Here is a 25,255-nt window from a genome sequence, read left to right as displayed (position 1 = left end):
GACTTATCCTCGCGCCAGGGCCTGACTCATGGAGTCGGCTGCCTTGATCGCCAGGGCGGCCATGGTCAGGGTGGTGTTGACCACGCTGGCCGACGCCATCGCGCCGCCACCGGGCAACCATAGATTGGCGTGGTCGTGGGCACGGCAATCGCCATCGACCACCGAATCCTTGGGGTTACTGCCCATGATGGTGCCGCCCATGATGTGGTTGTTGGCGTTGAGGCTGGTGGTGATGACAAACTCGGTAGCGCCAAACAGCTGGCCGATGTGCTCCAGTTGCTTGTGCGCGGCTTCGGCGCCTTTGCGCACGTAGTCACCAACGTCGTAGAAGATGTCTGGGCACGGCAGGCCGTGCGGGTCCTTGCGGGTCTTGCTCAGGGTCAGGCGGTTGTTCGGGTCCGGCAGTGGCTCGAGGCTGATCGACAGGTCGACGCCGTGGCTGGCGCGGCGGCGGATTTCGGCTTCGAGGGCCTGGCCCACCAGGCCCATGGCCAGAGCCTGCTCGGTAGCCTTGCCGACCTGGGTGATGTTGTTGAGGATCATCTTGTTGGCCGAGTACTGGCCGCGGAAATCGCCGTCGCGCGGGCCGACGATGCAGCTGCTCTGGGCCGGGCCGCGGCCGATCCACAGCGGCTCGTTGGCGATGAACGAGCAGTGGAAACCCGAGTGATCCATCATGTTGCGCCCGACCTGGTCGGACGAGTTGGCAATACCATTGGGGTTCTGCTCGTTAGCCGCGATGAGCAGCAGGCGCGGGGTTTCCAGCGCGTTGCAGGCCAAAGCGAAGACCTTGCCGGTCGCTTTGCGCGAGGAGCCATCGGGGCGTAGCCAGTGCACGGCGCTGACGCGGTTGGCCGCATCGGTATCGACCTTGTAGACCACCGCTTCGGTGATGCACACAGCGCCATGGCGCTCGGCTTCCTCGATGGTGTGGATGGCGTTGTACATCGCACCGATCGGGCAGATTGGCTGGCAGTTGTTGTTGCCACAGCAGGTCGGACGGCCTTTCCACGGCCGCGTGCTGCGCCCTTGAGGGATCGGGATGTGCTTGTAGCCGTGGGCGTTGACCACTTCGGCAAAACGCTTGTCGCCATAGGCCCAAGGCACCATGTCCATGGGGTACGGCTTGCTGCGCTCAGGCGGCGATTGCATCTGCGGGTCGCTTGGGCCGGCGACGCCCATGGCTTCTTCGGCGCGGCAGTAATAGGGTTCGAGCTCGTCATAGCTGATCGGCCAGTCGCGGCCTACGCCGTATTCGGACTGCATGCGCATGTCCACCGGCAGATGGCGCCAGCACGAGGCCGCCCAGTGCCAGGTGGTGCCGCCCAAGGTGCGCAGGTAACCCTGCTGGAAGCTGCTGCCGCTCGGGCCGTCGAGGCCCACGTAGTTGTTTTTCGGGAAATACAGCGGCGCTGGCGCGTGTTCGGCCTGCGGGTACAGCCCCTGGAAGTCCGAACCGATGCGGTTATCGAACGGCATGTTGCGCCAGTTCTCGACGGCCTGGGCGCGCTGAATGCGCAAGCCCGCTTCGAGGATGACTACCGAGTAGCCTTCGCTGACCAACTGATTGGCGATCAAGGCGCCGGCTACGCCGGAACCGACCACGATGACGTCGGCGCTGACATCGCCGTTCTCTGCAAATACGGGCGCTTTCATACGGCAGTCCTCGGTCCGGCGGCAGGTGCACTGGCATCTGGAATCGGTGCGGTCCACCACAGTGGGCCGTTGCCGCAATAGGTCGGCACGATCAAACCGTCGCTCACCGGGCGATACATGAGTGCTTCCTTGTAGGCCACCAACTGAGCGGTCTGGCCATGGCCCACGGTGCCTTTGAACCAGGCGGCGACCACGGCCAAAGCGGCATCGCCGACGCCAGCCTGTTTGGCGGCGGCCAGCAAGGCCTCGGCATTGAAAACGTTGGCCGGGACCTGCACCAGATCAGCCAGGGCGGTCAGTTGCGCAGCCATCGCCGGCTGTTGGGCGATCATGGCGGCGCTGATGCGCTGGGCGGTCAGCGCATCGAGGTTGTCATAGCCGGTCAACACTTGCGAAGCCTGGAGGAAACGCGAGGCGTTCAGGCCGGGCGCTTGTGCGGCGAAGCTCAGCCCGGGGACCGCCAGGCTGGCGAGGCCAAGGCTCAGCGCACTGGCCGTCATGCCCAGCAACACGGTACGGCGATGCATCGGCGCGGCCCACGCGCCAGCCGGAGCGCTGGTCGCCTGTTCGCACGTCAGAGGGGGAGTGTGTTTCATGTTCATCTCGTCAAGGGCTTTGAACAGCACGCCGCCCTGCTCTATCGGCAGGATCAAAGGCACTGAAACCGGTTTCATACTGAGTCTTAAAAAAACCTGCCGGGGGAGGATCCCGACAGGTTGATGTCCGCCCTGCACTGCCCAGGTTTCCTGGCAGCAGCCCAGTGTGGCGAATTGCCGCGTAGGGTCGTATGAAACAACCAGCCTAATCAAGACAAATCTTGTTACATCTTCGCAAAACACTGTTGCACAAAATAAACTAATCGCGCGTCGTTCACTGGGATGAGACGGCTCGCTTCCGATTGCTACCAAGCAACACCGCTTATCTGCCTGACCCTCATCAGGGGCGAGCTGCCTCGCCAAAGGGTTTTCTCAGGGTTATTTTGCCGCAGTGTTGCCAGTAGGGATGCTGAACCCTTGGCCAAAGGTTGATTTCGCATCAAGCGGTTTGTTGATCAACCCATGCGCCTGGTAGAAATCCGCCGTTTCCTGCTGTTGGTCGATGGTGTGGGCATCCAGGCTCTCCCAGTGCAGTTTGCGTCGCTCGAACTGCAAGCGCGCGGCGTCTTCCGGGAAACCGATGATCTTCGCCAGGCTGCGCGAATAGCTGTCGAGGTTTGCATACGCCCATACCTGCGCCTTTGCCACCCTGGCCAGATAATCCTGCAAGGCGGCACGCTTGGCTTGATCGGCCAGCGCCGTGTCGGTCGCCGCCAGGAAGCTGTTGCCGGTGGTCAGCTGGCTGCCATTGACCAGCACCCTGCCCTGTTTGGTCAGCTCCGACAGCGCGGTATAGGGTTCCCAGGTCGCCCAGGCGTCCACCGAGCCATTGGCCAGGGCCATCTTCGCGTCCACCGGGCCGAGGAAACGGAAGTCCACGTCCTTTTCACTCAAGCCGACGCTGGCGAGCGCCTTGAGGGCGACGAAGTGGCCGATCGAGCCGCGTCCGGTGGCGATGCGCTTGCCCTTGAGATCGGCCGCGGATTTGAGTGGTGAGTCCGGCGCGACCAGCACGGCGGTGCCGTAGCCGTCGGATTTGTCCACCGCGATCGCCTTGACCTGCGCCCCGGCGGCCAGAGCGAAGAGCAGCGGCGCGTCGCCGATGATGCCCGCGTCCACGGCGCCGGCATTCAGCGCTTCGGCCAGTGGCGCCGCCGCAGGGAACTCGGACCAACGAATGTCATAGGGTAAGTCGCGCAATGCATCGGCGGCTTCGAGTTGCGCGCGCATATTGCCTTTCTGGTCGCCGATGCGCAGTTCGACCCGATCAGCCGCCGCGGCCTGGTCAGCCACCAGCAGAGCGGCGCCAAGCGCCAGGAATCGTATAAAGGGAGGCATGTGCAGGTCCTTACAAGGAAGTGAAATTAGAACTAAATCGTCTTAATCTGGTTTTTTATACTGTAAATGGAATTAACACATCGGTGAAATGCATTTTATTCATATCCTAATATGCAAAATATGATCATTAGCTTAGATCCATAAAGCATTTCACACGGACCCACCGGTAGGCATAGGGTCATGGCCCCTACCCTTACGGACGAGCCGGTGAACGCTTGTTACCGATTGGCCCCATGGAGACGTGCCCGATGACCCTTTCCGCCGCCCTGTTCAGCCCCGCGCCACAATCACTGGACCTGGATGCCGTGCTGGCATCGGTTACCGAGACACTCGCCGCCACTGCCGCCGAGCAGGATCGACTGGGGACGTTCCCCGCCGCCAACTTTGCCCTGTTGCACAGCCATGGCCTGTTAAGCCTTACCGTGCCCAAAGCCTTGGGCGGTAGGGGCAGCGACTTGCCGACAGCGCGCAAGGTGATTGCTGCCGTGGCCAAAGGTGAGCCTTCGACGGCGCTGATCCTGGTCATGCAATACCTGCAGCATCTGCGTTTGCAGGATGACCAGCGCTGGCCCGCGCCACTGCGCCAGCGCCTGGGCCGCGATGCTGTGGAGAACGGCGCGCTGGTCAACGCGTTCCGCGTCGAGCCGGATCTCGGTACCCCTGCCCGAGGCGGTTTGCCGGCCACCATTGCGCGGCGCACCACCGAGGGCTGGCGCCTGAGTGGCAGCAAACAATATTGCACTGGCAGCCATGGCTTGACCTGGTACCTGGTGTGGGCGCGCAGTGATGATGCCGATCCGCTGGTGGGTGGTTTTCTGGTGCACAAAGACAGCCCGGGCGTACGCATCATCGACGAATGGGATCACCTGGGCATGCGCGCCACTTGCAGCCACCGCGTCGAGTTCGACGAGGTACTCCTGCCGCTCGATCACGCGGTGTCAGTCAATCCGGCCAGTGCGCCGCAGGCGGTCCTCGATGGCGAGGGCTTGCTGTGGATGTCGGTGCTGCTGGGCAGCCTGTACGACGCAGTCGCCCATGCGGCCCGGGACTGGCTGGTGTCGTTCCTGCAAGAACGGGTGCCGACCAACCTCGGCAAGCCGCTGTCGACGCTGCCACGCTTCCAGGAAGTGGTCGGGCGTATCGATACCCTGCTGTTTACCAACCGCCACTTGCTCGACAGCGCCGCTGCCGGGCATATGGATTCGGGGCACGCGGGCCAGCTCAAGCAACTGGTCAGTACCAACGCGATCAAGGCGGTGGAATTGGCCATCGAGGCCGCAGGCAACCCTGGCCTGTCGCGAAAAAACCCGCTGGAACGGCACTTTCGCAATGTCTTGTGTAGCCGGGTGCATACCCCGCAGGACGATGTGGTGCTGGCTGCCGCGGGGCGCAGCGCTTTTACCCAGTAGCGCAGGTACTGCGCGTGCGGTGCCGAAAACAGGCATCAAGACCTGGTCGGTGCGAAGGCACCGACGGTCGGGAGCAAGCCTCTCGCCACAGAGGGTTTAGAAATCAGTTAATTGCATGTTTTGTCGGCTATAGATGCGAACAGAGAATAATATGCATATTTCTAAATAGAATTTCACTGACATCTTTTATGCAAATATCATCGAGCGCAGACGACCGCGTCACGCCTACAAACCCACTTTAACGCTATCGAACCTGCACCCCTTCCACGGGCCAGCGTCAGACGCGATGGACTACGCTCGCTATGCTCATCCCCTTCCTGCACCGTTCCCTGGCCTGCCCCACCGCGCCCCGCACTGCACTGGCTCTGGCCATGCTGCTGGCGGGTGCCGCGGCCTTGCCTGGCTGCTCGCCCTCGCAGGCCGATGCGCAGGCTGCCAGTACCTTGAAGATCGCCTTCTTCTCGGACAACACCCAGTTGGTGAGCCTCGATCCCTTTCAGGTCTATTGGCTCGAGCACCGCGTCGTACTGCGCAACATTGCCGAATCATTGACCGACCAGGACCCGCAAACGGGCAAGATCATTCCTTGGCTCGCCGAGCGCTGGGATATCAGCGCTGATGCGCGCGAATACACCTTCCACCTGCGCAAGGGCGTGACGTTCAGTAACGGTGAAGCCTTCGATGCCCAAGCGGTAAAAACCGCCTTCGATACCGACAAAGCCTTCGCAGCCGCCCTGCCCAGCGCCTTTGGCGCCACCTATCTGGCCGGTTATGACCACGCTGAAGTGATTGATCCGCTGACCGTCAAGCTGGTGCTGGCAAAGCCCAACGCCGGATTCCTGCAGGCGACCTCGACCACCAACCTGGCGATCCTGGCCCCGGAGTCCTATCGCAAGACGGCCAAGGAGCGCTCGCTGGGTGCGATCATCGGCACTGGCCCGTTCGTCCTCGACCACTACACCCCCGAATCCGGTCTGCGCCTGACCCGGCGCAAAGGCTACGCCTGGGCGTCTGCCAACGTGCAGAACCAGGGCGAAGCGCACCTGGCCGCGGTCGATGTCACCTATGTACCGGAAGAAAGCGTACGCAACGGCCAGTTCGTACAGGGCCAAGTGGACATTCTGTGGCCGCGCGATCCGTTTTCGGAGGTCGATCTCAAGTTGTTCCAGAGCAAGGGCGCGACCATCCAGAGCCGTTCGCTGCCCGGCCCGGCGCTCAATCTGTACCCCAACACCAGCGGCACGCGCATTCTGGCGGACATCAACGTGCGCCTGGCGCTGCTCAAGGCCATCGACCGCAAGACCTACGCCAGCACCGTGTACAGCCAGGACTTCCCGGTGGTCGATGGCGTGTTCGACGTCAGCACCCCGTATTTCCGCAGTCAAGGCGCCAAACTCGGCTACGACCCGCAAGGCGCCGAACAACTGCTCGACAAGGCCGGCTGGCTCAAAGGTGCCGACGGCTACCGCGCCAAGGATGGCAAGCGTTTGACCCTGGTCGACAACCTGGCCATCAAGGAGACCCCAGGCGACGTGCTGATCCAGGACCAGCTGCGCAAGATCGGCGTCGACCTCAAGCTGCGCGTGCAGACCAAAGCCGAATGGGCGGCGGCCAACGCCTCAGGCAACTACGACCTGACGTCCACCTACATGACCCGCGCCGATCCAATCATCCTGCAAACCATCCTCGACCCACGCAGCGCCTACAGCGCAACCGTGGCCACCAACATCTACCCACCGGCGATCCTCAGCCAGGCGACCGCATTGTTCGACGCCGGCCTCACCGCGACCACCTCCGAACAACGTGCCCAGGCCTATGACGGCTTGCAGGATCTGTTGATCGACCAAGGCTCGGCGATTCCGGTCTACGAACGCGTCTGGCAGGCTGCCACCGCCAAGCGGGTGCAGAACTTCCACTGGAGCGCCGAGGGCTTCGCGTTCCTCAACGACATCGAGATCAAGCCATGAAGCGCTACCTGCTCGGTCGGATCGCCCAAGCCGGGCTGGTGCTGTGGGGCGCCTATACGGTCACCTATTTCATCCTGTACCTGCTGCCCGGCGATCCGTTGTCGATCATGCTCAGTGCGTCCGGGATGGAGGTCGACTCTCTGTCGCCCGAGCAGTTGGCCAAGGCTCGCGCCTATTACGGCCTCGACCAAGGATTGATCCAGCGCTATGTGCACTTGCTCTGGGGCGTGTTACACGGCGATCTGGGGCAATCGCTGACGCTCAATCGGCCGGTGACCTCGATCCTCGCCGAACGCCTGCCGCAGACGCTGTCGCTGGCCGGCTTCGCGATCCTCCTGTCGTTGCTCGGTGGTATCGGCCTAGCCTACCTGGCCGCCTATGTGCGCTGGCAGCCGTTGAAAACCGCGCTTGCCCGCTTGCCGGCCTTGGGCTTTTCGGTGCCGGTGTTCTGGATGGGCTTGTTGCTGATCCAGGTATTCGCCTTCGGCCTGGGCTGGTTCCCGTCCACGGGCAGCATCGGCTTTTCGAGCCTGGTCCTCCCCGCCGTGACTCTGGCGATTCCCAGCGCCGCGGTGTATGCGCAAGTGCTGCAGCGCGGCTTCGCCGATGTGTGGCGTGAACCCTACATCGTCACCGCCTACGCCAAAGGCCTGAGCCGCGCGCAAGTGCAGGCACGCCACGGCCTGCGCAACGCTGCATTGCCACTGCTGACCCTTATCGGCCTGCAGGTCGGCAACACGGTGTCCGGCGCCGTACTGGTCGAAACCATCTTCGCTCGCAACGGTGTCGGCCGTCTGGTCCAGGAAGCCGTGATGCGTCAGGACATTCCGGTGGTACTGGGGATCGTGACGGTGTCCGCCGCAGCCTTCGTACTGGTCAATCTGCTGGTCGACCTGCTGTATCCGGTGCTCGACCCGCGTATCACTCACGCCCCCAAGGTGACTTGAACCATGACCGCCTTCGATCAATTATCCAGCCGTGCCCACACCCAACCTGCCGAGTCAGCGCTGTGGCAGCCGCGCCGTCGTTGGCAGCGCCTGCTTGATGTAGCCGCGCCCCTGCTTCGCCGTCCGGGCTTCGTGCTGGCCGCAGTGCTCATCGCCTTTACCCTGTTGGCAGGGCTGATGCCGTGGTTGTTCAGCGGCCTCGATCCCTACGCCACTGCGCCCGCCGCCAAGCTGTTGGCGCCTGGCGCTGCTCATTGGTTCGGTACCGATGAACTGGGCAGGGATCTCTACACCCGCGTGCTGTATGGCTCGCGGCTGTCGGTGGAGGCCGCGCTACTGGCGGTCGGCCTGGCGCTGATCAGCGGCCTGGGCCTGGGTATCGTGTCGGGCTTTATCGGCGGGCGGGTGGATGCGGTGATCATGCGCTTCATCGACGTCATGCTGGCCCTCCCCGGCCTGCTGCTGGCGCTGGCGATCGTAACGGCCATCGGTTTCGGTACGCTGCCGGTGGCGATTGCGGTCGGCGTGGGCATCATCCCCGGTTTCGCCCGTACCACCCGCGCTGAAGTGCTGCGGGTCAAGACCCTGCCCTACGTCGAGGCCGCGCGCCTGGGCGGGGCCAGCTGGGGGCGCACGCTGCTGCGGCACGTACTGCCCAACGCCTGGGGCCCAGTGGCGGTGCTCGCCACCCTGGACTTCGGCGCGGCCATCCTCGCGACTGCCGGCTTGAGTTTCCTCGGCTTCGGCGCCGAACCACCGGCGGCCGAATGGGGCACTCTGATCGCCAACGGCCGGCAGTTCCTGATCACCGCGCCCTGGGTGTCGTTGTTGCCCGGGTTGTATGTGGTGCTGGTGGTGTTCAGCCTCAACCACATCGCCCGTACTTTCGAGGAGCTGGAACGATGAGCACCTCGACGACACACCCTTTGATCGACGTCGACAACCTCAGCGTCAGCTACCACAGCGGCGGGCGCGTGACTGCCGCGGTGCGCAACCTGTCCTTCAACTTGGTGGCCGGCGAAACCCTGGCCATCGTCGGCGAGTCCGGTTCGGGCAAGACCACCCTGGCCAGCGCGCTGATGGGCCTGCTGCCGGCAAGCGCGCGCGTCGATGGCGGCAGCTTGCGCGTCGCCGGGCACGATATCAGCCATGCCAACGACAAGCTCAAGCGCCAGTTGCGCGGCCGGGTAATCGGGCTGGTGCCCCAGGACCCGATGGTCAGCCTTAACCCGACCCTGAGCATCGGCCGGCAGATTGGCGAGAGCCTGATCCAGGCCCACGGCCGCCGTTATCCGGCGCTGGACGCCGACGTGCTGCAACTGCTTGAACAGGTGGGCCTGGACAACCCCGAGCTGCGCGCGCGGCAGTATCCGCACGAATTGTCGGGGGGCATGCGCCAGCGGGTGTTGATCGCTATCGCGCTGGCCGGCAACCCGCAAGTGATCATCGCCGACGAGCCCACCAGTGCGCTGGACGTGACCGTGCAGCGGCGCATCCTCGATCACCTCGAGCAACTGGTACAGGCCCGCGGTATCTCGTTGTTGATCATTACCCATGACCTGGGCGTGGCGGCCGATCGGGCCGACCGCGTGTTGGTGATGAAGAGCGGTGAATTGGTCGAGCAGGGGCCGGCCCGCCAGGTGCTCTCCAACCCGCGTCAACCCTATACCCGTGAACTGCTGGCCGCCGCACCGGCGTTCGGCAACCGGCCACGCCCAGTGCCGGTCGGCAACACCAGTCGCCAGCCGCTGTTGAGCCTGGAGAACATCAGCAAGCACTACCGGTTGCCCGCCCGTAAAGGCCAGGCGCAAAGCTTTAATGCGCTGCAAGGCCTCAGCCTGGAAGTGTTCCCCGGACAAACCCTGGCCATCGTCGGCGAGTCTGGCTCGGGCAAAAGCACCAGTCTGCGTATCGCCCTGGGCCTCGAGGCGCCGAGCGCGGGCCGGGTGCGCTTCGATGGCCAGGACGTCACCGACTTGAGCTGGAAGCAGTTCCGGCCCGTCCGCCAGCGCATGCAGCTGGTGCAGCAGAACCCCTTCGCCGCCCTGGATCCGCGTTTCACGATTTTCCAGAGCGTGGTCGAGCCGCTGCAGTCCTTCGGACTGGTCAAAGGCGAGGCGTTGTACCAGGCGGCACGCAAATTGATGGATCAGGTGCAGTTACCGGCCAGCTACCTGGATCGCTTGCCCCGCGAGCTGTCCGGCGGTCAACGCCAGCGGGTCGCCATCGCCCGTGCGCTGGCGCTGCAGCCCGAGCTGCTATTGCTCGACGAGCCGGTTTCGGCATTGGACGTCTCGGTGCAAGCGCAAATCCTCGACTTGTTGCGCAGCCTGCAAGCCGACCTGGGCATCGCCTACGTGCTGGTGTCCCACGACCTGGCCGTGGTCGCCAGCCTCGCTCACCAGGTAGTGGTGTTGCGCCAGGGCCAGGTGGTCGAGCGCGGCGCTGCCAGTGAGGTGCTCGACACCCCGCAACACCCCTATACCCGCGAACTGCTGGACGCGATCCCCGGGCGCCGCCCACCGCAGGCCGCCACCCCACTCAAACAAGGAGTCCCCGCATGAGCACACGACAACTGCACCTGGGCGCGATGATTCACGGCGTCGGTCACGGCTGGGGCGAATGGCGCCATCCCGATGCACTGGCCGATGCCAGCACCAATTTCGCGTTCTACAAGCAGGAGGCACAAACCGCAGAGGCCGCCTTCTTCGACTTCGCCTTTATCGCCGACAGCCTGCATATTCACGCCAAGTCCAGCCCGCATTACCTCAATCGGTTCGAGCCGCTGACCATTCTTTCGGCGCTGGCGGCGGTGACGGAACACATCGGCCTGGTGGCGACCATTACCGTCAGCTACACCGAGCCCTTCCAGGTGGCCCGGCAGCTCTCGTCGCTGGACCACATCAGCGGCGGTCGCGCCGGCTGGAATGTGGTGACCTCGTGGCTTTCCGGCACCGCCGACAACTTCGGCAAGGCCGAGCATCCGCCCCACGCGCAGCGCTATCGCATCGCCCGCGAGCACGTGCAGGTGGTCAAGGGCCTATGGGATTCGTGGGAAGACGACGCCTTTGTGCGCAACAAGGCCAGCGGCGAGTTCTTCAGCCCTGACAAGCTGCACACCCTCAATCACCAGGGCGAGTTCTTCAAGGTCAAGGGCCCACTGAACATTGCGCGTTCGCGTCAGGGCCAGCCGCTGATCTTCCAGGCTGGGGTGTCTGAAGACGGGCGTAACTTCGCCGCGCAGAATGCCGATGCCATTTTCGCCAGCCCTGAGACCTTCGAAGAGGCCCATGCCTACTACAAGGACCTCAAGGCGCGCGCCCAAGGCTTCGGTCGCGATCCGCAGCAGCTGTTCCTGCTGCCTGGCATCCGCCCCATCGTCGGCCGCGATGCCGCCGACGCCGAATCCCGCTACCAACAGGCCGTGGCGCTGGTCAGCATCGAGGACGCGATTGTTGCCCTCGGCCGTCCCTTCAACGATTACGACTTCAGCCCCCACGACCTGGACGCGCCTTTCCCTGACCTCGGCGAGCTGGGCAGTAACAGCCACAAAGGCACCAGCGATGCGATCAAGCGCCTGGCGCAGGAAGAAAGCCTCACACTGCGCCAGGTCGCGCTGCGTTTCTCGCAACCGAACCGTGATTTCACCGGCACCGCCGAGCAGGTCGCCGATGCCATCCAGCACTGGTTCGAAAATGGCGCTGCCGATGGCTTCATCATCCGCTCGCTGCTGCCGGATGGGCTGGCGCGGTTCACCGAGCTGGTCGTGCCGGTGCTGCAGAAACGTGGTTTGTGGCGCAAGGAGTACTCAGGCCAAACCCTGCGGGACAACTTCGGCCTGGCGGTGCCGGTCAATCGGCATACGCAGCATCGGGTGTCCTGACTGACACTTGCCGCCTGTACCTCCAGGGGAGTGATACGTCCATTGACCCACATGGCTGATCCGGACTTACCGCTCCCAATGCGCCTGATACAGGCGTAATTCGTTATCACCCACCTTGCGATCCTCAAGCAATTGCCATTGGGCCGGAATCGCATAGAAGTCGTCCGGTGGCTGCGCACTGCCTACCAGCCAGATACGATGGTCCTGGCGCGGCAGCTGGGTCAGCTCATCGACATAGATATGCGGTCCCTGCGCATCCACCAAGGTGCCGAAGCCATAGGCATTGGGCCGGCCGGCGCCGCCTTCGGACTTGGGCAACGTCAGCAGTTGGGGCACCACCGGTGTGGTGTTGTAGTAGACATAGGTGAAGTACCAGAACAGGTCGCTTATCACCACGGTATCGCCGGGCTGGTAATGCTGGTTGACGTAATCGACCAATTGATCGAACTGGGGCTCGTCGATCCGATAGATCTCGTTGAGCCCTACCCTGTCCACGGCCAGCGTGGCGACCAGTACTGCCATCGCCAGCAGCCTGGATTTACGCCACAGCTGCGCGATGGCCAGCGCTACCAGCATCGGCAGCCCAATGGCCGCGAACATCAGATAACGCTCGACCAGCAGCGGCGAAATCAATGACAACAGCAACACCGCGACCATGGGCGCAAAGGTGTAGAGCACCAGGAAACGCGCAGAGCGCTGGGGGCTGCGGTCGGTGCGGACCACCACGCTGGCAAGGGCGATAACCGTCAACGGCAGCAGGAAATACACCGCTCTGGGCATGGACTGGCCGTCGCTCAGGGTCCAGAACTCCCACATCGATGTGGCCAGCGACCACAACGTGACCGGAGCAATCCAACCCACATCCCCGCCGGCTTCCAACTGGGGCAGATGGGTCAGTTGATCGTACAGCTTGGGCACCCACGGCATGAACAGCAGCGCAATGGTGATATTGGCCAGCCACCAGGGGGCTCGCCTTAGCGGTCTATACGTCGCTGGGCGCTGGCCCTCGTGCCGCAGGCTGAGCGCGCCGACGTGCAGCCAGTGCACCAGCGCGCAGAAGATCGTGAAGTAGTGGGTATAGAGACTCGCTGTCATCAACAGCACGTAAAGGGCGAGCCACCCCTTGCGCTCGGGGTTGCGCAGCCAGTGCATCAGCGCTAGGGTGGCACTGAGCAACAGCAAGGTGAGCCACGAGTACATGCGTACTTCCTGGCTGTAGCGCACGGCAAACGGGAACAACGCCAGTAGCAGGCCGGCCAGCAGTGCGGTTTTCGGCGACGCCACCTGACGCACCAGCAGCGCCCCGACCAGCACGGTGGCTATACCGGGAATGGCACTGAGCAGGCGGATCGAGAACAGTCCCTCGCCGAACATCGCCATCCACAGGTGCAACAGCACGTAATAGAACGGCGGGTGAACATCGTGGGCAGCGTGGAACCACAGGTCCGGCAGCGGGTAGCGGCTGGTGATGATGCTGGAAGCCTCGTCGCACCAGATGGCCACCGCCGTCAAACCGTGCAAGCGCACTATCGTGGCCAAGATCAGTACGGCGCCCATGGCGAGAATGAAAGCCAGGCGCGAGCGCCGCGTCCGGTCAACGGTCGGCGACGGAGGTAGAGATTTCATTGCAGTCAATTCAGCTTCCCGGTCGACCCGTCCAGAGGGCATCGATGTCGCCAAGATTCCAGTCCTTGGCCGATTCGATGCGGATGATCTTGTCTTCCTCACCAAAGCGCGACAGGTCGACCACCTTGCGCTCCAGCGGCATTTTCGTGCGCGCGGACAATAGCATCATTACCTTGGGTTTGAGCAGGGATTTGTCGTCCTGATCGACGACCACCCCGATCCGCTGGCTTTGCAGACGGACCAGCGCGCCGATCGGATAAATGCCCACTGTGCGGACGAACGCCTGGAAGACGTGTTCATCGAAATGCCCCCCCCAACTGGCCATCTCGCGGATCGAGTGCGCTGGGCCCCAGGCTTTCTTGTAAGGCCGCTCAGAGGTGATGGCGTCATACACATCGCAGATCGCCGCCATCCGCGACAAGACGCTGATCTGCTCCCCTTGCAGCCCGAACGGATAACCGCTGCCATCGAACTTTTCGTGGTGATGCAGGCACACGTCGTACGCCGAGGCATGCTGCACCCCGCCTTGCTGCAGGATCCTGACGCCGCCCTCGGGGTGCAGGCGCATGGCGGCGAACTCGGGATCAGTCAGACGGCCGGGCTTGTTGAGGATGTCCGAGCCAATGGTCATCTTGCCGATGTCGTGCATCAGGCCGGCAATGCCGGCTTCACGCACCCAGTCCTGGGGCAGGTCCATCTGGCGCGCCAGGGCCATCATCAAGGCGCAGACCGCTACCGAATGCATGTAAGTGTATTCGTCACTGCTCTTGAGCCGGGACAGGCTGATCAGCGCATGGGGATTGCGAATCACCGAGTTGGCGATCTCTTCGACCAGCGCCTCGGATTCTTCGGTATTGATGGCGTGTCCCATGCGCGCGTCGTTGAACATGCTGGCGACGGCTGCCTTGGCGCGATTGCACAGGATGAATGCCTTGGACATCTCCATGTCCATGGACACGCGCTTGAGCGGCGCGGGGCCGGTCTCCACGAGGGGCGCAGGTGCTTCGATGGACGATTGCACAGTGACATCGCGGCCTTTGTCGGTGTCGATCATCACCGCCTCGATTGCCGATTGCCTGATGCGCGCGATGTCCTGGGGGTCGCTTAACAAAAAGCGTTCCTTCCAGAACGGGTGGTCAATCCAGTTACCGCACAATGCATGGATGTACATGCCGACAATCAAGTCTGATGTCGCAATTTTCTTGATCATTCAACCGCCCCGCCACGCTACTCGCGCACGATTCCATCTTGCCACTATTCCCGCCAACCTCGATAACAAAATTAGGTGTATCTACGCTTAAAAGCCCGGTTTGTGCGACCGGTGGCCGGGCTGTGACCGAAATATGGACTGGTCCTGATATTTCGGTCACTCCCCGATCGGCTCAAGGCAATGAAGTACTTACCACCCGCAGTGCCAAGCCTTCATATGGGTCCAGGGTAATGGTGAATTCGCCCTGCTCGGTCAGATCGCCTTCAACCCGTTCATTAATGATATCGACCACCGGCCCCGGTGCTACACCCGGCAATTGCAACGTCTCGACCAAAGGCTCGGCCGAAAAATTCAGTGCGGTGATCTGGGTGCCCTTGCCCGCCGGGAGTTCATGCACCATCACCAGCAGCCCAGGATGCTGAACGTCGGGGATCAGGATCTGCTTGCTCGCGGCGATATCGTAGGCGCGGCGCACTGCGAGGATCTTCTTCAACTGCGAAGCGAACGAGTCGGGACGCTGCAACTGGTCTGGCAAGCTGCCATACAGGGCGCGGGCCTTGGGCATCTGCCCGGTCGAGATCTCGGCGCTCGGATCGAGGTCGACCAGGTCGTAGGCGCCCCGGTGGATCCAGCGCGTGTCACCATCGGCCATCAGGTGCGCAACCTGCTCGGCGGGCAGTGGCAACGCCCCCACCAGGTCCCAGCCAGACAGCGCGAACACCCCGGGCTGCATGGCGTTGTACATGGCCAGCAGCAAGTGGATGTGCTGGATGCGCGCGATATCCTCGGCGGTCAAGCTATCGAGCTCACGAATACCCAGCGCTGCGGTGATGATGCTGGCGGTGGTGCACGACACGCCATTAGTGACGAACTTGAGGTTGTAGGGCGCGTGTTCACCGGCCAGGCGTTCGTACATTTCCTCGCGAATGTGCTCGCGCAGGATATTGCCGGGGAAGGTCTGGCCTTGGTACAGGTAGGTGTCGTGGGCGTGCAGTGTCCAGAAGTGCACCAGCTCGAGGGTCAATTCGTCGTGATTCTGCAGGGCATGGATCAACGAGGCCGGGTCGATGCCAAACTGGTGTGTCTGGCGCAGCATCAGGCGCAGGAACTCGGTGTTACCGGTGAGCAGCGCGTGTTGATAGGCCGGACGCGTGATGAAGTCATAGGACAGATCAGCACCACCATGGGACATGCTGGCGATGTCGTCGATGGTCAGGTTCAGCTCCTGGAAGCTGAAACCGCCGGCCTTGCGAATGGCACCGCCAAGCAGCTGGTTGCCGACCACCGACAACGGGTGGCTCTCGGACCAGGCGTTACCTTCGGGGCGGCGTTCCACGCCCAGAAAACCGTTGGCGTCCAGGCGCAGAATCCGCGCGCCGACCACGTCGATCGCATGCAGGGCGTCGCCGATGATCATCTGCTGGGCGGCGAAGCTGGGGTCGAGCCAGTTGAGCGACGGCTGGCCTTCCTTGAAATAGTGCAGGTACACCCAGCGCCGCGGTTTACCGTCGACGCCAACCACCACTGGCGTGGTACTCCAGTCGGTTTCCTTGACTCCGGGCTCGAAGAAAATCACCCGTTGCAACTGGCCGACGATGTAGTGCCTGTCGCGCAATTGGTCGACCACGTCGGGCGTCAAATTGCAGGCATCGCGCCCGGCCGCCACGTCGGGTAGCAGTGGCCAGTCTTCTTCCTTGATTTCGACCATGTGATACAGGCCGGGATACTGCCCGTAGGCCATTTCCGCCAGGCGAAAGTCCGCGCCCTTGCCAGTGTGCGAGGGGATCGTGTCTTCGATGACCACGGCGTTGTGGGCGGCGGCGATACGGCTGAGCGCGCTGAGTTCGGCCTCGGTGCCCAGGCTCGGGTCGATGTCGAAGCTGATGCGGTCGAAGTTGCCGTCGATCGTTGGCGTGTAGTTCGTACCTTGCAAGCCGCCGGAGCGTTTCAGCGGCCCGTTGTGGATGCCCTGGATGCCGATCTCCGAGAGCGCGTGCCACAGCGCCTCATCGCCCAGCGCCTGGAGCACCGAGCCGCCTTCGCGGGTGATGATCGAGGCAGGATAGGCGGTGAACCAGACCGAGGCGATAGCCGAGGCGTCGCGCGGTCGGGCCTGGGCGAAGGGCCGTTGCCACAGTCGGGCCTGGCCTGAGTACAAGGTGGCGCGCTGTTGCGCGGCATGCAGCATCGACTGGTCGACCAGCCATTGCACGTGTTCCGGTGTCGGTTTGCTCATGGGGCAAGTTCGTCCATCTGGGTGGCTGCTGTCCCCCTTTATGATTGCCGTGGACGCTAACAGTTGCATCGCGCCTGCGGATTGCGCCGGTTACTTCGGCCTGTCAGGCGCAAGCGATGGGCGCGGGCCACCAGTTGGGCAGCAACGCCTGCACCTTGGCCTCGGCGAAACGATCGTCGATCAGCACGACCACGCCTTGGTCGTGCACGCCGCGGATCACCCGCCCGGCGGCCTGCACGACCTTTTGCAGGCCGGGATACAGATAGGTGTAGTCGTAACCCGCGCCAAAGCGCAGTTGCAGGCGCTGCTTGAGTTGTTCGTTGACCGGGTTGACTTGCGCCAGCCCCAAGGTCGCAACAAAGGCGCCAATCAGGCGACTGCCAGGCAGATCGATACCCTCGCCAAAGGCCCCGCCCAGTACGGCAAAGCCGATGCCCTGGCCGCCAGCCTGGAAGCGCTCGATAAAAGCCCCGCGCCGCGCCTCGTCCATTTGCCGTTCCTGCAACCACAGCGCCAGCTGTGGATAGCGTTCGGCGACCAATGCCGCGACCTGTTGCAGATAGTCGAAGCTGCTGAAAAACGCCAGATAGTTGCCGGGCCGCTGGGAGAACTGCCGGGCGATCAGCTCGGCAATCGGTACCAGGGAAGCCTGGCGATGGCTGTAGCGCGTGGAGATATGCGCCGCCAACTGGACCTCCAACTGCTCGGCGGCAAACGGCGATTGCACGTCGAGCCAGGCATAGTCGGCCGGCATGCCCAGCAGATCGGCGAAGTAGTGCCGCGGGCTCAGGGTGGCCGAGAACAGCACGCAACTGCGTGCTGCCGCCAGCCGCGGGCCTAGCAGGCGCGCGGGCACCGCGTTGCGCAGGCACAGGCGCGAATGGCTGCTCTGCCTGGGGCCCTGCTGCAGGCTGATATCGAAGACATAGCCATCGTCGAACAACTCGGCCACCTTGGTGAACTGCAGCGCCGTGAAGTAAAAGTCCATCAGTTCGGGGGCCAGGCCTTCGGGCTGTTCGTTGAGCAGGTCGCCGATCTTGGCGACGCAACGCTGCAACGCCAGTAACAGCAGGGTCGGCGGCGTGTCATAGGCCTGATACACCGCGATCTGGTCCCTGTGCAGCGCGTTCCACTCGCGATTAACCCGCTGCAGCACCGTCTTCAGCACCGCCGGGGCCTGCTTGCGCAGTGTCTGCAGCGTGCGCTGGTCGAGGCTGGCGCTGTACATCTGACGCCCGCGCTCGACCAGGTTATGGGCTTCGTCCACCAGCACCGCCAGGCGCCATTGATGTTCCTGGGCCAGGCCGAACAACAAGGCGCTCTGGTCGAAGTAATAGTTGTAATCGCCCACTACCACGTCGACCCAGCGCGCCATTTCCTGGGACAGGTAATAAGGGCACACGTCATGGCTCAGGGCGATGTCGCGCAGGTGGGCGCGGTCGAGCAGCGGCGCCTTGGCAGCCTCGGCTCTGGCCGCCGGCAGTCGGTCATAAAAGCCCTTGGCCAAGGGGCAGGCATCGCCATGACAGGCCTTGTCGGGGTGTTCGCACGCCTTGTCGCGGGCCACCAGTTCGAGCACTCGCAAGGGCAAGTCCGGTTGTGCGCTGTGCACTTGACGCAGGGCATCGAGTGCCAGCTGCCGGCCTGGGGTCTTGGCGGTAAGGAAAAAAATCTTGTCCAGTTGCTGCGGGACCATGGCCTTGAGCATCGGGAACAGCGTGCCCAGGGTCTTGCCGATGCCCGTGGTGGCTTGCGCCATCAGGCAGCGCCCGGTGCTGACCGCCTTGTAGACGGTTTCGGCCAACTGCCGCTGGCCGCTGCGAAAGCTGCCATGGGGGAACGCCAGCGCTTGCAGGCCGGTATTGCGCAGTGCCGTGCGCAGCATCTCCTGCCGTGCCCAGCCGAGGAACTGCCGGCACAAGCGCTCGAAATACTCGCGCAGATCCTCCGCCTGCCAGGTCTGTTCGAAGCGGGTCTGGCGATCGCTGTCGACATCCAGATAAACCAGGGCCAACTCGATCTGCGCCAGCTGGCGCTGTTCGCATAGCATCCAGCCGTAAAGGCGCGCCTGGGCCCAGTGCAATTGCCGGTGGTTGTCGGGCTGGCGGCTCAGGTCGCCGCGGTGAGTCTTGATCTCTTCCAGGCAATGGGTGCTGGCGTCATAACCGTCAGCGCGCCCACGCACCTGCAGGTCTTCGAAATCGAGGCTGAGGCTGACTTCCCGTTCGTAGCTGGCCGGGCGCCCGGCAGTCACACGCAGATGCCCCTGGATGCCTTCCAGCGCCGTCGGCGAAGGGGTGAAGCGCAAGTCGAGGTCACCGACCTTGGCGGTGAATTCGCACAGCGCGCGAACCGAAATACGGTAGCTCACGCATCGGCCTGCTGCGCCATGGCTGCGATCGCGGTGTCGATCAATGTGTCATCGGCGCTGGATTGCCAAGTCACATAGCAGACCTCCACGGGCATGCGATGTTCGGCGCAGAAGGCCAGCCAGCGCACCTGGTTGTCCTGCAGCCGATCGCCCGGCCCCTTGACCTCGATCATCCGGTAGCTGCGGCGCTCGGGCCAGAACTGGATGAGGTCAGGCATGCCGGCGCAGTTGGCCTTGAGGTCTTCGAGCATGCGCCGGAAACAGTGCGACAGGTGCGCAGCGGGCAGGCACTTGAGGGCCAGATCGAGCAAGGCTTCGTCCAGCATGCTCCAGTATACGAAGGGCGACTGCAGGCCGAATTTATCGCGGTAGCGCTGGCGGATCGTCGCCGGGTAGCGGCCATCCTCCAGCTCCATGAGGCAGGCCTCGAACAGCGCCGCCCGGCGCGCGTGGAAGTCGGCCTGGTGCAAATCAGTGGGCCCGCTCTGGAATGGGTGAAAGAACGCTCCGGGCAATGGCGCGAAGATCGCAGGCCAGCACAGCAATCCGAACAATGACGTGAACAGGGTGTTCTCGACATAGAACACCAGGCCGCCCTCCTCCTGCAGATGCGCCTGGACCCAGGCCTCGACGCTGCGCGCTGGCCCATCACGCAGCAGGCACAGATCGAGACGTTGCGGCGGCGCGGCCTTGCGCTTGGGTTGCGCGGGTAACCCCAGGCCTCGGCGCAGGCGTGGCAGCATGCGTTGCAATTGCTGACGCTCGGCAGCGTTGGGCGCAGCCTCCAATGCATTTTGCGGCGATTGCAGGGCGCTTTGCGCCAATTCCACAGCTTGCTCCAAGCGGCCCATGCGTTCGAGTACGCGTACCTGCCGCGCGCGGCTTTCGGCGAAAGTGCTGGCCTGATAGATCACCAGCGCCTGATCCAGCAGCCCTTCGCGCTCATACAGATACCCCATCTGGAACAGCAGTTTGTCGCGTCGACTGCGCAGCCACGGGTTGTCGAGTTCAAGGCTCAGCACCCCAGCTACCAAGGGCTCGCGCTCAAGCCCTGCTTCCAACGCCTGGCGGGCCTCGTGCAAGACCATGTACTGGTCGATATGGGTCGCGTGATGCAGGCTGCGTGATTCCGCGTTCAGGGGTACTTGTTCGTAACGGTAGATCCCCAGGTCGGCCAGCACGAACTCCGACCAGTCCTGATAAAGATTGCCGAAAAACAGCAAGCGCATGCGCTCACACAGCCCGCGGATCTGCAGCGCGTAGACTGCGTCGTCCAGCTCCGGCCACCAATGGGCGAAGGGCTGCTCATCGAGGTAGTGCTCGCACAGCTGTTCGAGCCATTGCGCCTTGCGTGCCCCCGAGAGCAGGCCGTGGTGACGAAAGCGCTGATAGAGTTCGGCCTTGCCCAGCAGATCGAACAACTGCCCCAGGCTGATGGGGTGCTGATCGTCGACCCAGCCGCGCTGCAGTAACGGGGCCACGGCAAGTTCGGTAGGACCGATTTCGGCATAGACCAGTTTGCTCGCGCGATACAAGGGGCCTTTGCGCATGATCATCCGCACCAGCAGCGCCTGGGCGGCCTTGTCGAGCACGGCGAAGCCATCGACGAACGCCAGTTCTTCGTTGCAAAGCACATCGCTGTAGCGCTCGCGCAACCAGGCCAGTACCTGGCGAAAATTGCTCAGGTAGTAGAATGGGTCTTCGAGGGAGTTGGCAGGAATGGTCACGAGACGAGATATTTCAACGGAAAAAACATGGCCTGTTTATACATACAGTCCCTGCCGATGACAATGTCTGGCGACCAATGGATCGCCTCGATCAGCGACGGCCAGACTGCAACGCCTTGCGCAACTCGGCGATCACCCGCCCCGGCAGCCCCCGTCCGTTGACCGGACAGGCGATGCGCAGGCATTGAGAATGATGGCCCTGGCTGCTGAACACCGGCCCTGGGGCGATGAGGATGTGTCGTCTCAGCAGGTGGTCGTACACCTGTCGCACATCGATGGCGTGGCGGCTACTCACCCACACCCCGCTGCCACCCGCAGGCATCGGCACGCAGAGCAGATCGCCCAGGCTGTCATCGAGTTGCTGCACCAGCCGACCAACATTGAGTTTCAGGCCGTTGCGCAGGGAACGCAGTTGGCCATCGATGGCCCTGCGCTGGTAAAGGCGCGCGATGGCCTTCTGGCGTACTGGAGGCAGATGGAAGTCACGTTGCAACAAGCGCTGACGCACCGATGCAGTCATCGGCGAGCGCGCCTCCGGTGGAACCAGCAGGTAGCCATAGCGCGCTTCGGTGCCGATGGTCCGTGCGAACGAGCCACACACGAGCAAACGCTCCGGAGCTACCCAATCTCGCAAGGGAGTCTCATGGGAAAAACACAACTCGCCATGATCATCGTCCTCAAGCACCCAGGTGCCGTGGTGATCGAGCAGTTTTGCCAACGCCTGTCGAGTGGTGTCAGGCACGAGTGCGCCTTGTGGGCCATTGAGCGTGGAACTGAGGATCACCAGCGCCACCGCACGCTCGCGCAAGTAGTGTGCGGCCCGCTCGAGATCCAGGTCGCCGCCCATATCCAGGGGCAACTCGCAGACATCCAGCCCCGCAGCGTCGAGTGCCATCAGTAATACGGGGGACGCCGGGGTCGTGATCATCACCGTGCGGCCACTGATATCCAGCGCGGCCAGGGTGATATCGAGGGTGGCGCGCAGATCGGCCGCTAGATAGACATCATCGGCACACCAGCGGTGATGGGTAGCCTGGGTATAGCGCGCCGCCAGTTCGCGTCGCAGCGCCGGCTCGCCTAGTGGATGGCTGTCGGGGCTGCGGTGCTGGCGCCGGATCTCCCGCTCCCGTGTGGTCAGGGCCTGGCCAAAGGCGTCGCCAGGCCAGGGGTCGCTGCGGTGCAGTGCCCACATGCCCGGGGTACAGGCATGGTGGTAGAGGCTTTGCAGCAGATCGGGTTCGGCGGTGGGCGTGGCCAGTGCAGCGAGCGGCGGGCCCGCTGGGGAGGCGACAGCATAATAGCCGGACTTGGCCACGGACATGATCCGCCCCTCGCTTTCAAGTAGCTGGTAGGCATGCTGTACGGTCGATACGGAGACGTCCAGGCGGCTGGCCAGGTCGCGCAATGACGGCAGGCGGATCTTGTGCTCGCCGGTGGCTTCGGCAATCAGGCTCGCCAGATAGGCGTACACGGTTTGATAGGCATAGCCGCGGGCCGCTGCCCTGGTCATGATTCACGCTCGCGTCGGCTGGCCGGGCTCAGGGCGGGCAAACCGGTCACCGGATGCAGGCCCCGCACGCCACGGCTGTTGAGCGGCCAGTGCGGCGAATTCGCCAACAATCCCTGGTCGTCGTCGACGTGCACCCGCGCCATCCTGTACAGCTCCCGCAATCGTTTCAATGGCAACCCGCTGCTCTCGGTCAACCATTGTTGGACGGGCATGGGCACCGTCTCGCCAGCCAGTGCGCTATGCATATAGGGCAGCGCCCGCGGCATGCTGTGATGGCAATGGCGCAGATAGCGCGCAAGTCCGGCGCCCTGATCGACAAAAGGCGCGAACAGCATGCACACCAGCTGCTTTTCACCTAGGCCATAGCGTGTAGTGAGCAGCGCATTGGCCCGTTTGCGGTGGGCGGTGAGGGTTGCTTTGGTGGCATAACCGGCCAACGCTGCACGAAGCAACTCCTGGGGCAACTTGCGCTGACGCAACAAAGGGCTTGAGAGGTTCAGGTAGTGTTCGATGCCGTCGCGGTAGTCGAGCAGTGTCAGGGCTTCGGATCGCAGCCCTGCGATATGCGCCAGCAGCAATGGATGAGCAAGATCGGCCTGGCCGATCACCGCGCCCAGATCCGTCAGCCGAAAGCCGAGGAACTCGAGCAATGGCATGCAAGGTGTGTCGAGAATCTCGTCCATAAGATCGTCCAAGGCCAACGACTTGACGGTCCGTGGCGGACGAGCGCCCTGCCCGAGCCCCGCACGCAACGCGCAGAACGATTGGAGCAAAGGGTCATCGACTTCGCGCTGTTGAGCCAGCGATTGAGCACGGCGCGCGACTTGGCGGGACCAGAGTTGATACTGATGGCGTTGGCGCGGTGACTCGAGCCGGACCAGCGCATTCACCGCGCCGCCCCAGTGCAGGCCGCGCTGCAAGGCATTGGCGTAGCGCTGGTGATCGAGATGGCAGAAGGTCGCGCGGACATCGCCCCCGGTGATCTGCCCTGCCATCAACAAGTTCATGCGCCGGACGGCGGATAATGGCTCCATGCCAACTTCCGGCAGGTCGAAGGGCGATACCTGATGATCGTCGGCCAGCAGAGTCTCTACCCGTGGGTCGTCCTCGACGAACAAGGCAGCGTAGAGGCGCCGTACATTACCCGCAGTGGGCTCGGTGAGGGTTTCCTGGCGACAGGTCACGATTCGCAGAAGGAAGGTCTGCCCACAGCGTACCGTCAGGCTTAACTGCGCAGCGCGCAGAAAGGCGACGGCCTGAGCACTCTCGCGACCGCCATTATGGGCGACCATGATCCGGTACTCCCCCAACCGGCCCGGGCCACCCGCCGCCAGAATGATGCGCGGTATGAGCTGCTCTAGCGCCAGGCGCTGGCGATGGGAATAGTGGCACTGCAGTTTCTGTAACACCTGCAGATAGACGTAGTTGATGGCTTGTTGATGCAGCTCGCTCAAGATCGATCCCTGTCAAAACCGTCGGGCAACGCTCCACTCCGGCGGGGAGGCAAATGGCAGGAAGTATTATCGGGGCATGGGAATGTATTGAAAGATACAGATCAGCGCGGAAAACCAGTGCAGATTACCGGAATTTTCCTACACCGCGATCAAGCAAACGTAAGCGGGGATGTACAGATGGAGCGAGGGGGCCTGCCCCCGACAAAGCGTGTCAGCACCATCACCTTGCTGACACAGTTGATCGACGGCAAGCCCCCTCGCTACAGGGCTTGGCTCAAGCGGGTTCCACTTCCAGGGCCACGCGGGCGCCGCACGGGCACTCGTCCATGTAGCGGTGGGCTTCCACGAACTGGCCGAAGGGATAGACGCGAATCTCCTGGGGCAGCAGGATGCGATCGGCGGTCATCTGGTTGATGTCCGCCAACGCACGCTGCAAGGCCTCGTGATCCTGAACGATGCCCAGCTCCGGCTTGCCGGTGAAATTGCTGATGCAATGCACATAGAACTGAATATTCTTCTGGAACGCCGCGCACGCCGGGAACGGCGTCTGATTGCCGCCTTGCAGGCCGTACAGGATCAGGCTGCCACGGGGCGCAAGCACATCGCCCATCAATGACATCTGCGGGCCACCCAGGCCGTCGAAGACCATATCGACACCACGGCCATCGGTGAACTTGCTGATCTGCATGACCAGGTCCTGTTCCTCGGTGACGATGACCTTTTCCGCCCCCAGCGCCAGCAGGTAGTCGCGCTGCTCCGCTGATTTGGTCGCCGCGACCACCCGCACACCGAGCGCCTTGCCCAGTTGCACGAAGGCCGGGCCGGCGCAATGACTGGCATCGGTAACCAGCGCGACCTGACCGGGCTTGGTGCGCGCCAGGTCGCGATAGGCGAAGTAAGCGATCAGCAGCGGCGTGTAATGCACGCTGGCCTGAACCGGAGTGAGCAATTCGGGATAACGGGTCAGGGCGGTCACCGGCAGCACGATGACCTCACCGTAGACCGGATATTGATTGGGACTCTCGGCCGGGAAGCTGGCGACCTTGTCGCCGACCGCCAGCACTTCGACGCCCTCGCCTACTGCCACGACCACGCCGGCCATTTCATGACCCAGGCCAGCAGGCAGACGAGCGTGGGATGACGCCAGGTTCTGGCGCCACAGAATGTCGTACCAGCTGATGCCGATAGCTTCGACACGAACCTGCACTTCACCAGGCGCAGGCAAAGCGGCTGCGTGCTCTTCGCACTTGAGCACATCTGCCGGACCGAACTTGTGAAAACGGATCGTGCGGGACATCGCAAACCTCGTCAAAGTGACCTCTAAT

The 25,255-nt window shown here is 63.2% G+C and carries 17 protein-coding genes; 6 read left to right on the top strand and 11 right to left on the bottom strand.

Going from position 1 to position 25,255, the window contains the following annotated elements; all coding sequences use genetic code 11:
• Nucleotides 1–3: 3 nt before the first annotated feature.
• The 3 genes from LIX93_RS03815 to LIX93_RS03805 form a co-directional block, all read right to left on the bottom strand.
• Nucleotides 4–1,656 carry a GMC family oxidoreductase gene (locus tag LIX93_RS03815; RefSeq protein ID WP_226502671.1) on the bottom strand — a complete coding sequence of 551 codons (1,653 nt, stop codon included), beginning with the start codon at nt 1,654–1,656 and terminating at the stop codon, nt 4–6.
• On the bottom strand, nt 1,653–2,330 hold the full coding sequence (locus tag LIX93_RS03810; RefSeq protein WP_226502670.1) for a sorbitol dehydrogenase family protein: 678 nt from the start codon (nt 2,328–2,330) through the stop codon (nt 1,653–1,655). Before LIX93_RS03810 ends, LIX93_RS03815 begins: the two co-directional genes overlap by 4 nt.
• 300 nt (nt 2,331–2,630) lie before the next feature.
• The gene (locus LIX93_RS03805) at nt 2,631–3,590 is read right to left on the bottom strand and encodes an ABC transporter substrate-binding protein (protein WP_226502669.1); all 960 of its coding nucleotides are present in this window, start codon (nt 3,588–3,590) and stop codon (nt 2,631–2,633) included.
• Nucleotides 3,591–3,838: 248 nt separating this feature from the next.
• Here LIX93_RS03805 and LIX93_RS03800 point away from each other — a divergent pair, with 248 nt between their 5' ends.
• From LIX93_RS03800 to LIX93_RS03775, 6 genes are all read left to right on the top strand, one after another.
• Nucleotides 3,839–4,999, top strand: coding sequence for an acyl-CoA dehydrogenase family protein (locus tag LIX93_RS03800; RefSeq protein ID WP_226502668.1), 1,161 nt, complete (start codon nt 3,839–3,841; stop codon nt 4,997–4,999).
• Nucleotides 5,000–5,370: 371 nt separating this feature from the next.
• The gene (locus LIX93_RS03795) at nt 5,371–6,966 is read left to right on the top strand and encodes an ABC transporter substrate-binding protein (RefSeq protein ID WP_226502856.1); all 1,596 of its coding nucleotides are present in this window, start codon (nt 5,371–5,373) and stop codon (nt 6,964–6,966) included.
• Entirely contained in the window at nt 6,963–7,913 is a 951-nt protein-coding gene (locus tag LIX93_RS03790; RefSeq protein ID WP_226502667.1) for an ABC transporter permease, read from the top strand. The genes LIX93_RS03795 and LIX93_RS03790 overlap by 4 nt, the downstream gene beginning before the upstream one ends.
• Before the next feature lie 3 nt (nt 7,914–7,916).
• On the top strand, nt 7,917–8,819 hold the full coding sequence (locus LIX93_RS03785; RefSeq protein ID WP_226502666.1) for an ABC transporter permease: 903 nt from the start codon (nt 7,917–7,919) through the stop codon (nt 8,817–8,819).
• Nucleotides 8,816–10,477, top strand: coding sequence for an ABC transporter ATP-binding protein (locus LIX93_RS03780; protein ID WP_226502665.1), 1,662 nt, complete (start codon nt 8,816–8,818; stop codon nt 10,475–10,477). The genes LIX93_RS03785 and LIX93_RS03780 overlap by 4 nt, the downstream gene beginning before the upstream one ends.
• Complete coding sequence (locus LIX93_RS03775; protein ID WP_226502664.1) at nt 10,474–11,796, top strand: LLM class flavin-dependent oxidoreductase; 1,323 nt, start codon at nt 10,474–10,476, stop codon at nt 11,794–11,796. Before LIX93_RS03780 ends, LIX93_RS03775 begins: the two co-directional genes overlap by 4 nt.
• Nucleotides 11,797–11,862: 66 nt before the next feature.
• On the opposite strand, the gene LIX93_RS03770 is transcribed toward LIX93_RS03775, so the two are convergent.
• The 8 genes from LIX93_RS03770 to LIX93_RS03735 all read right to left on the bottom strand — a co-directional run bounded on the left by LIX93_RS03770 (nt 11,863) and on the right by LIX93_RS03735 (nt 25,227).
• On the bottom strand, nt 11,863–13,422 hold the full coding sequence (locus LIX93_RS03770; protein WP_226502663.1) for a glycosyltransferase family 39 protein: 1,560 nt from the start codon (nt 13,420–13,422) through the stop codon (nt 11,863–11,865).
• A gap of 10 nt (nt 13,423–13,432) precedes the next feature.
• Nucleotides 13,433–14,632 (bottom strand): HD-GYP domain-containing protein, encoded by a 1,200-nt coding sequence (locus LIX93_RS03765; protein ID WP_226502662.1) that lies wholly within the window; start codon nt 14,630–14,632, stop codon nt 13,433–13,435.
• A 172-nt stretch (nt 14,633–14,804) separates the two neighbouring features.
• Complete coding sequence (treS, locus tag LIX93_RS03760; protein ID WP_226502661.1) at nt 14,805–16,868, bottom strand: maltose alpha-D-glucosyltransferase; 2,064 nt, start codon at nt 16,866–16,868, stop codon at nt 14,805–14,807.
• Nucleotides 16,869–16,971: 103 nt separating this feature from the next.
• Complete coding sequence (locus tag LIX93_RS03755) at nt 16,972–19,239, bottom strand: ATP-dependent DNA helicase (protein ID WP_226502660.1); 2,268 nt, start codon at nt 19,237–19,239, stop codon at nt 16,972–16,974.
• Entirely contained in the window at nt 19,236–20,966 is a 1,731-nt protein-coding gene (locus tag LIX93_RS03750) for a VRR-NUC domain-containing protein (RefSeq protein ID WP_346015211.1), read from the bottom strand. Before LIX93_RS03750 ends, LIX93_RS03755 begins: the two co-directional genes overlap by 4 nt.
• A 91-nt stretch (nt 20,967–21,057) precedes the next feature.
• On the bottom strand, nt 21,058–22,476 hold the full coding sequence (locus LIX93_RS03745; RefSeq protein ID WP_226502659.1) for a PLP-dependent aminotransferase family protein: 1,419 nt from the start codon (nt 22,474–22,476) through the stop codon (nt 21,058–21,060).
• A complete protein-coding gene (locus LIX93_RS03740; RefSeq protein WP_226502658.1) occupies nt 22,473–23,930 on the bottom strand; it encodes a hypothetical protein in 1,458 nt (485 codons plus the stop codon). Before LIX93_RS03740 ends, LIX93_RS03745 begins: the two co-directional genes overlap by 4 nt.
• Before the next feature lie 274 nt (nt 23,931–24,204).
• Nucleotides 24,205–25,227: a zinc-dependent alcohol dehydrogenase family protein gene (locus LIX93_RS03735; protein WP_226502657.1), complete on the bottom strand. Its 1,023-nt coding sequence runs from the start codon at nt 25,225–25,227 to the stop codon at nt 24,205–24,207.
• Nucleotides 25,228–25,255: the final 28 nt, after the last annotated feature.

It is taken from the genome of Pseudomonas sp. MWU16-30317, assembly GCF_020515695.1.
Lineage (GTDB): Bacteria > Pseudomonadota > Gammaproteobacteria > Pseudomonadales > Pseudomonadaceae > Aquipseudomonas.
This window is presented reverse-complemented; position numbering and strand designations above follow the sequence as displayed.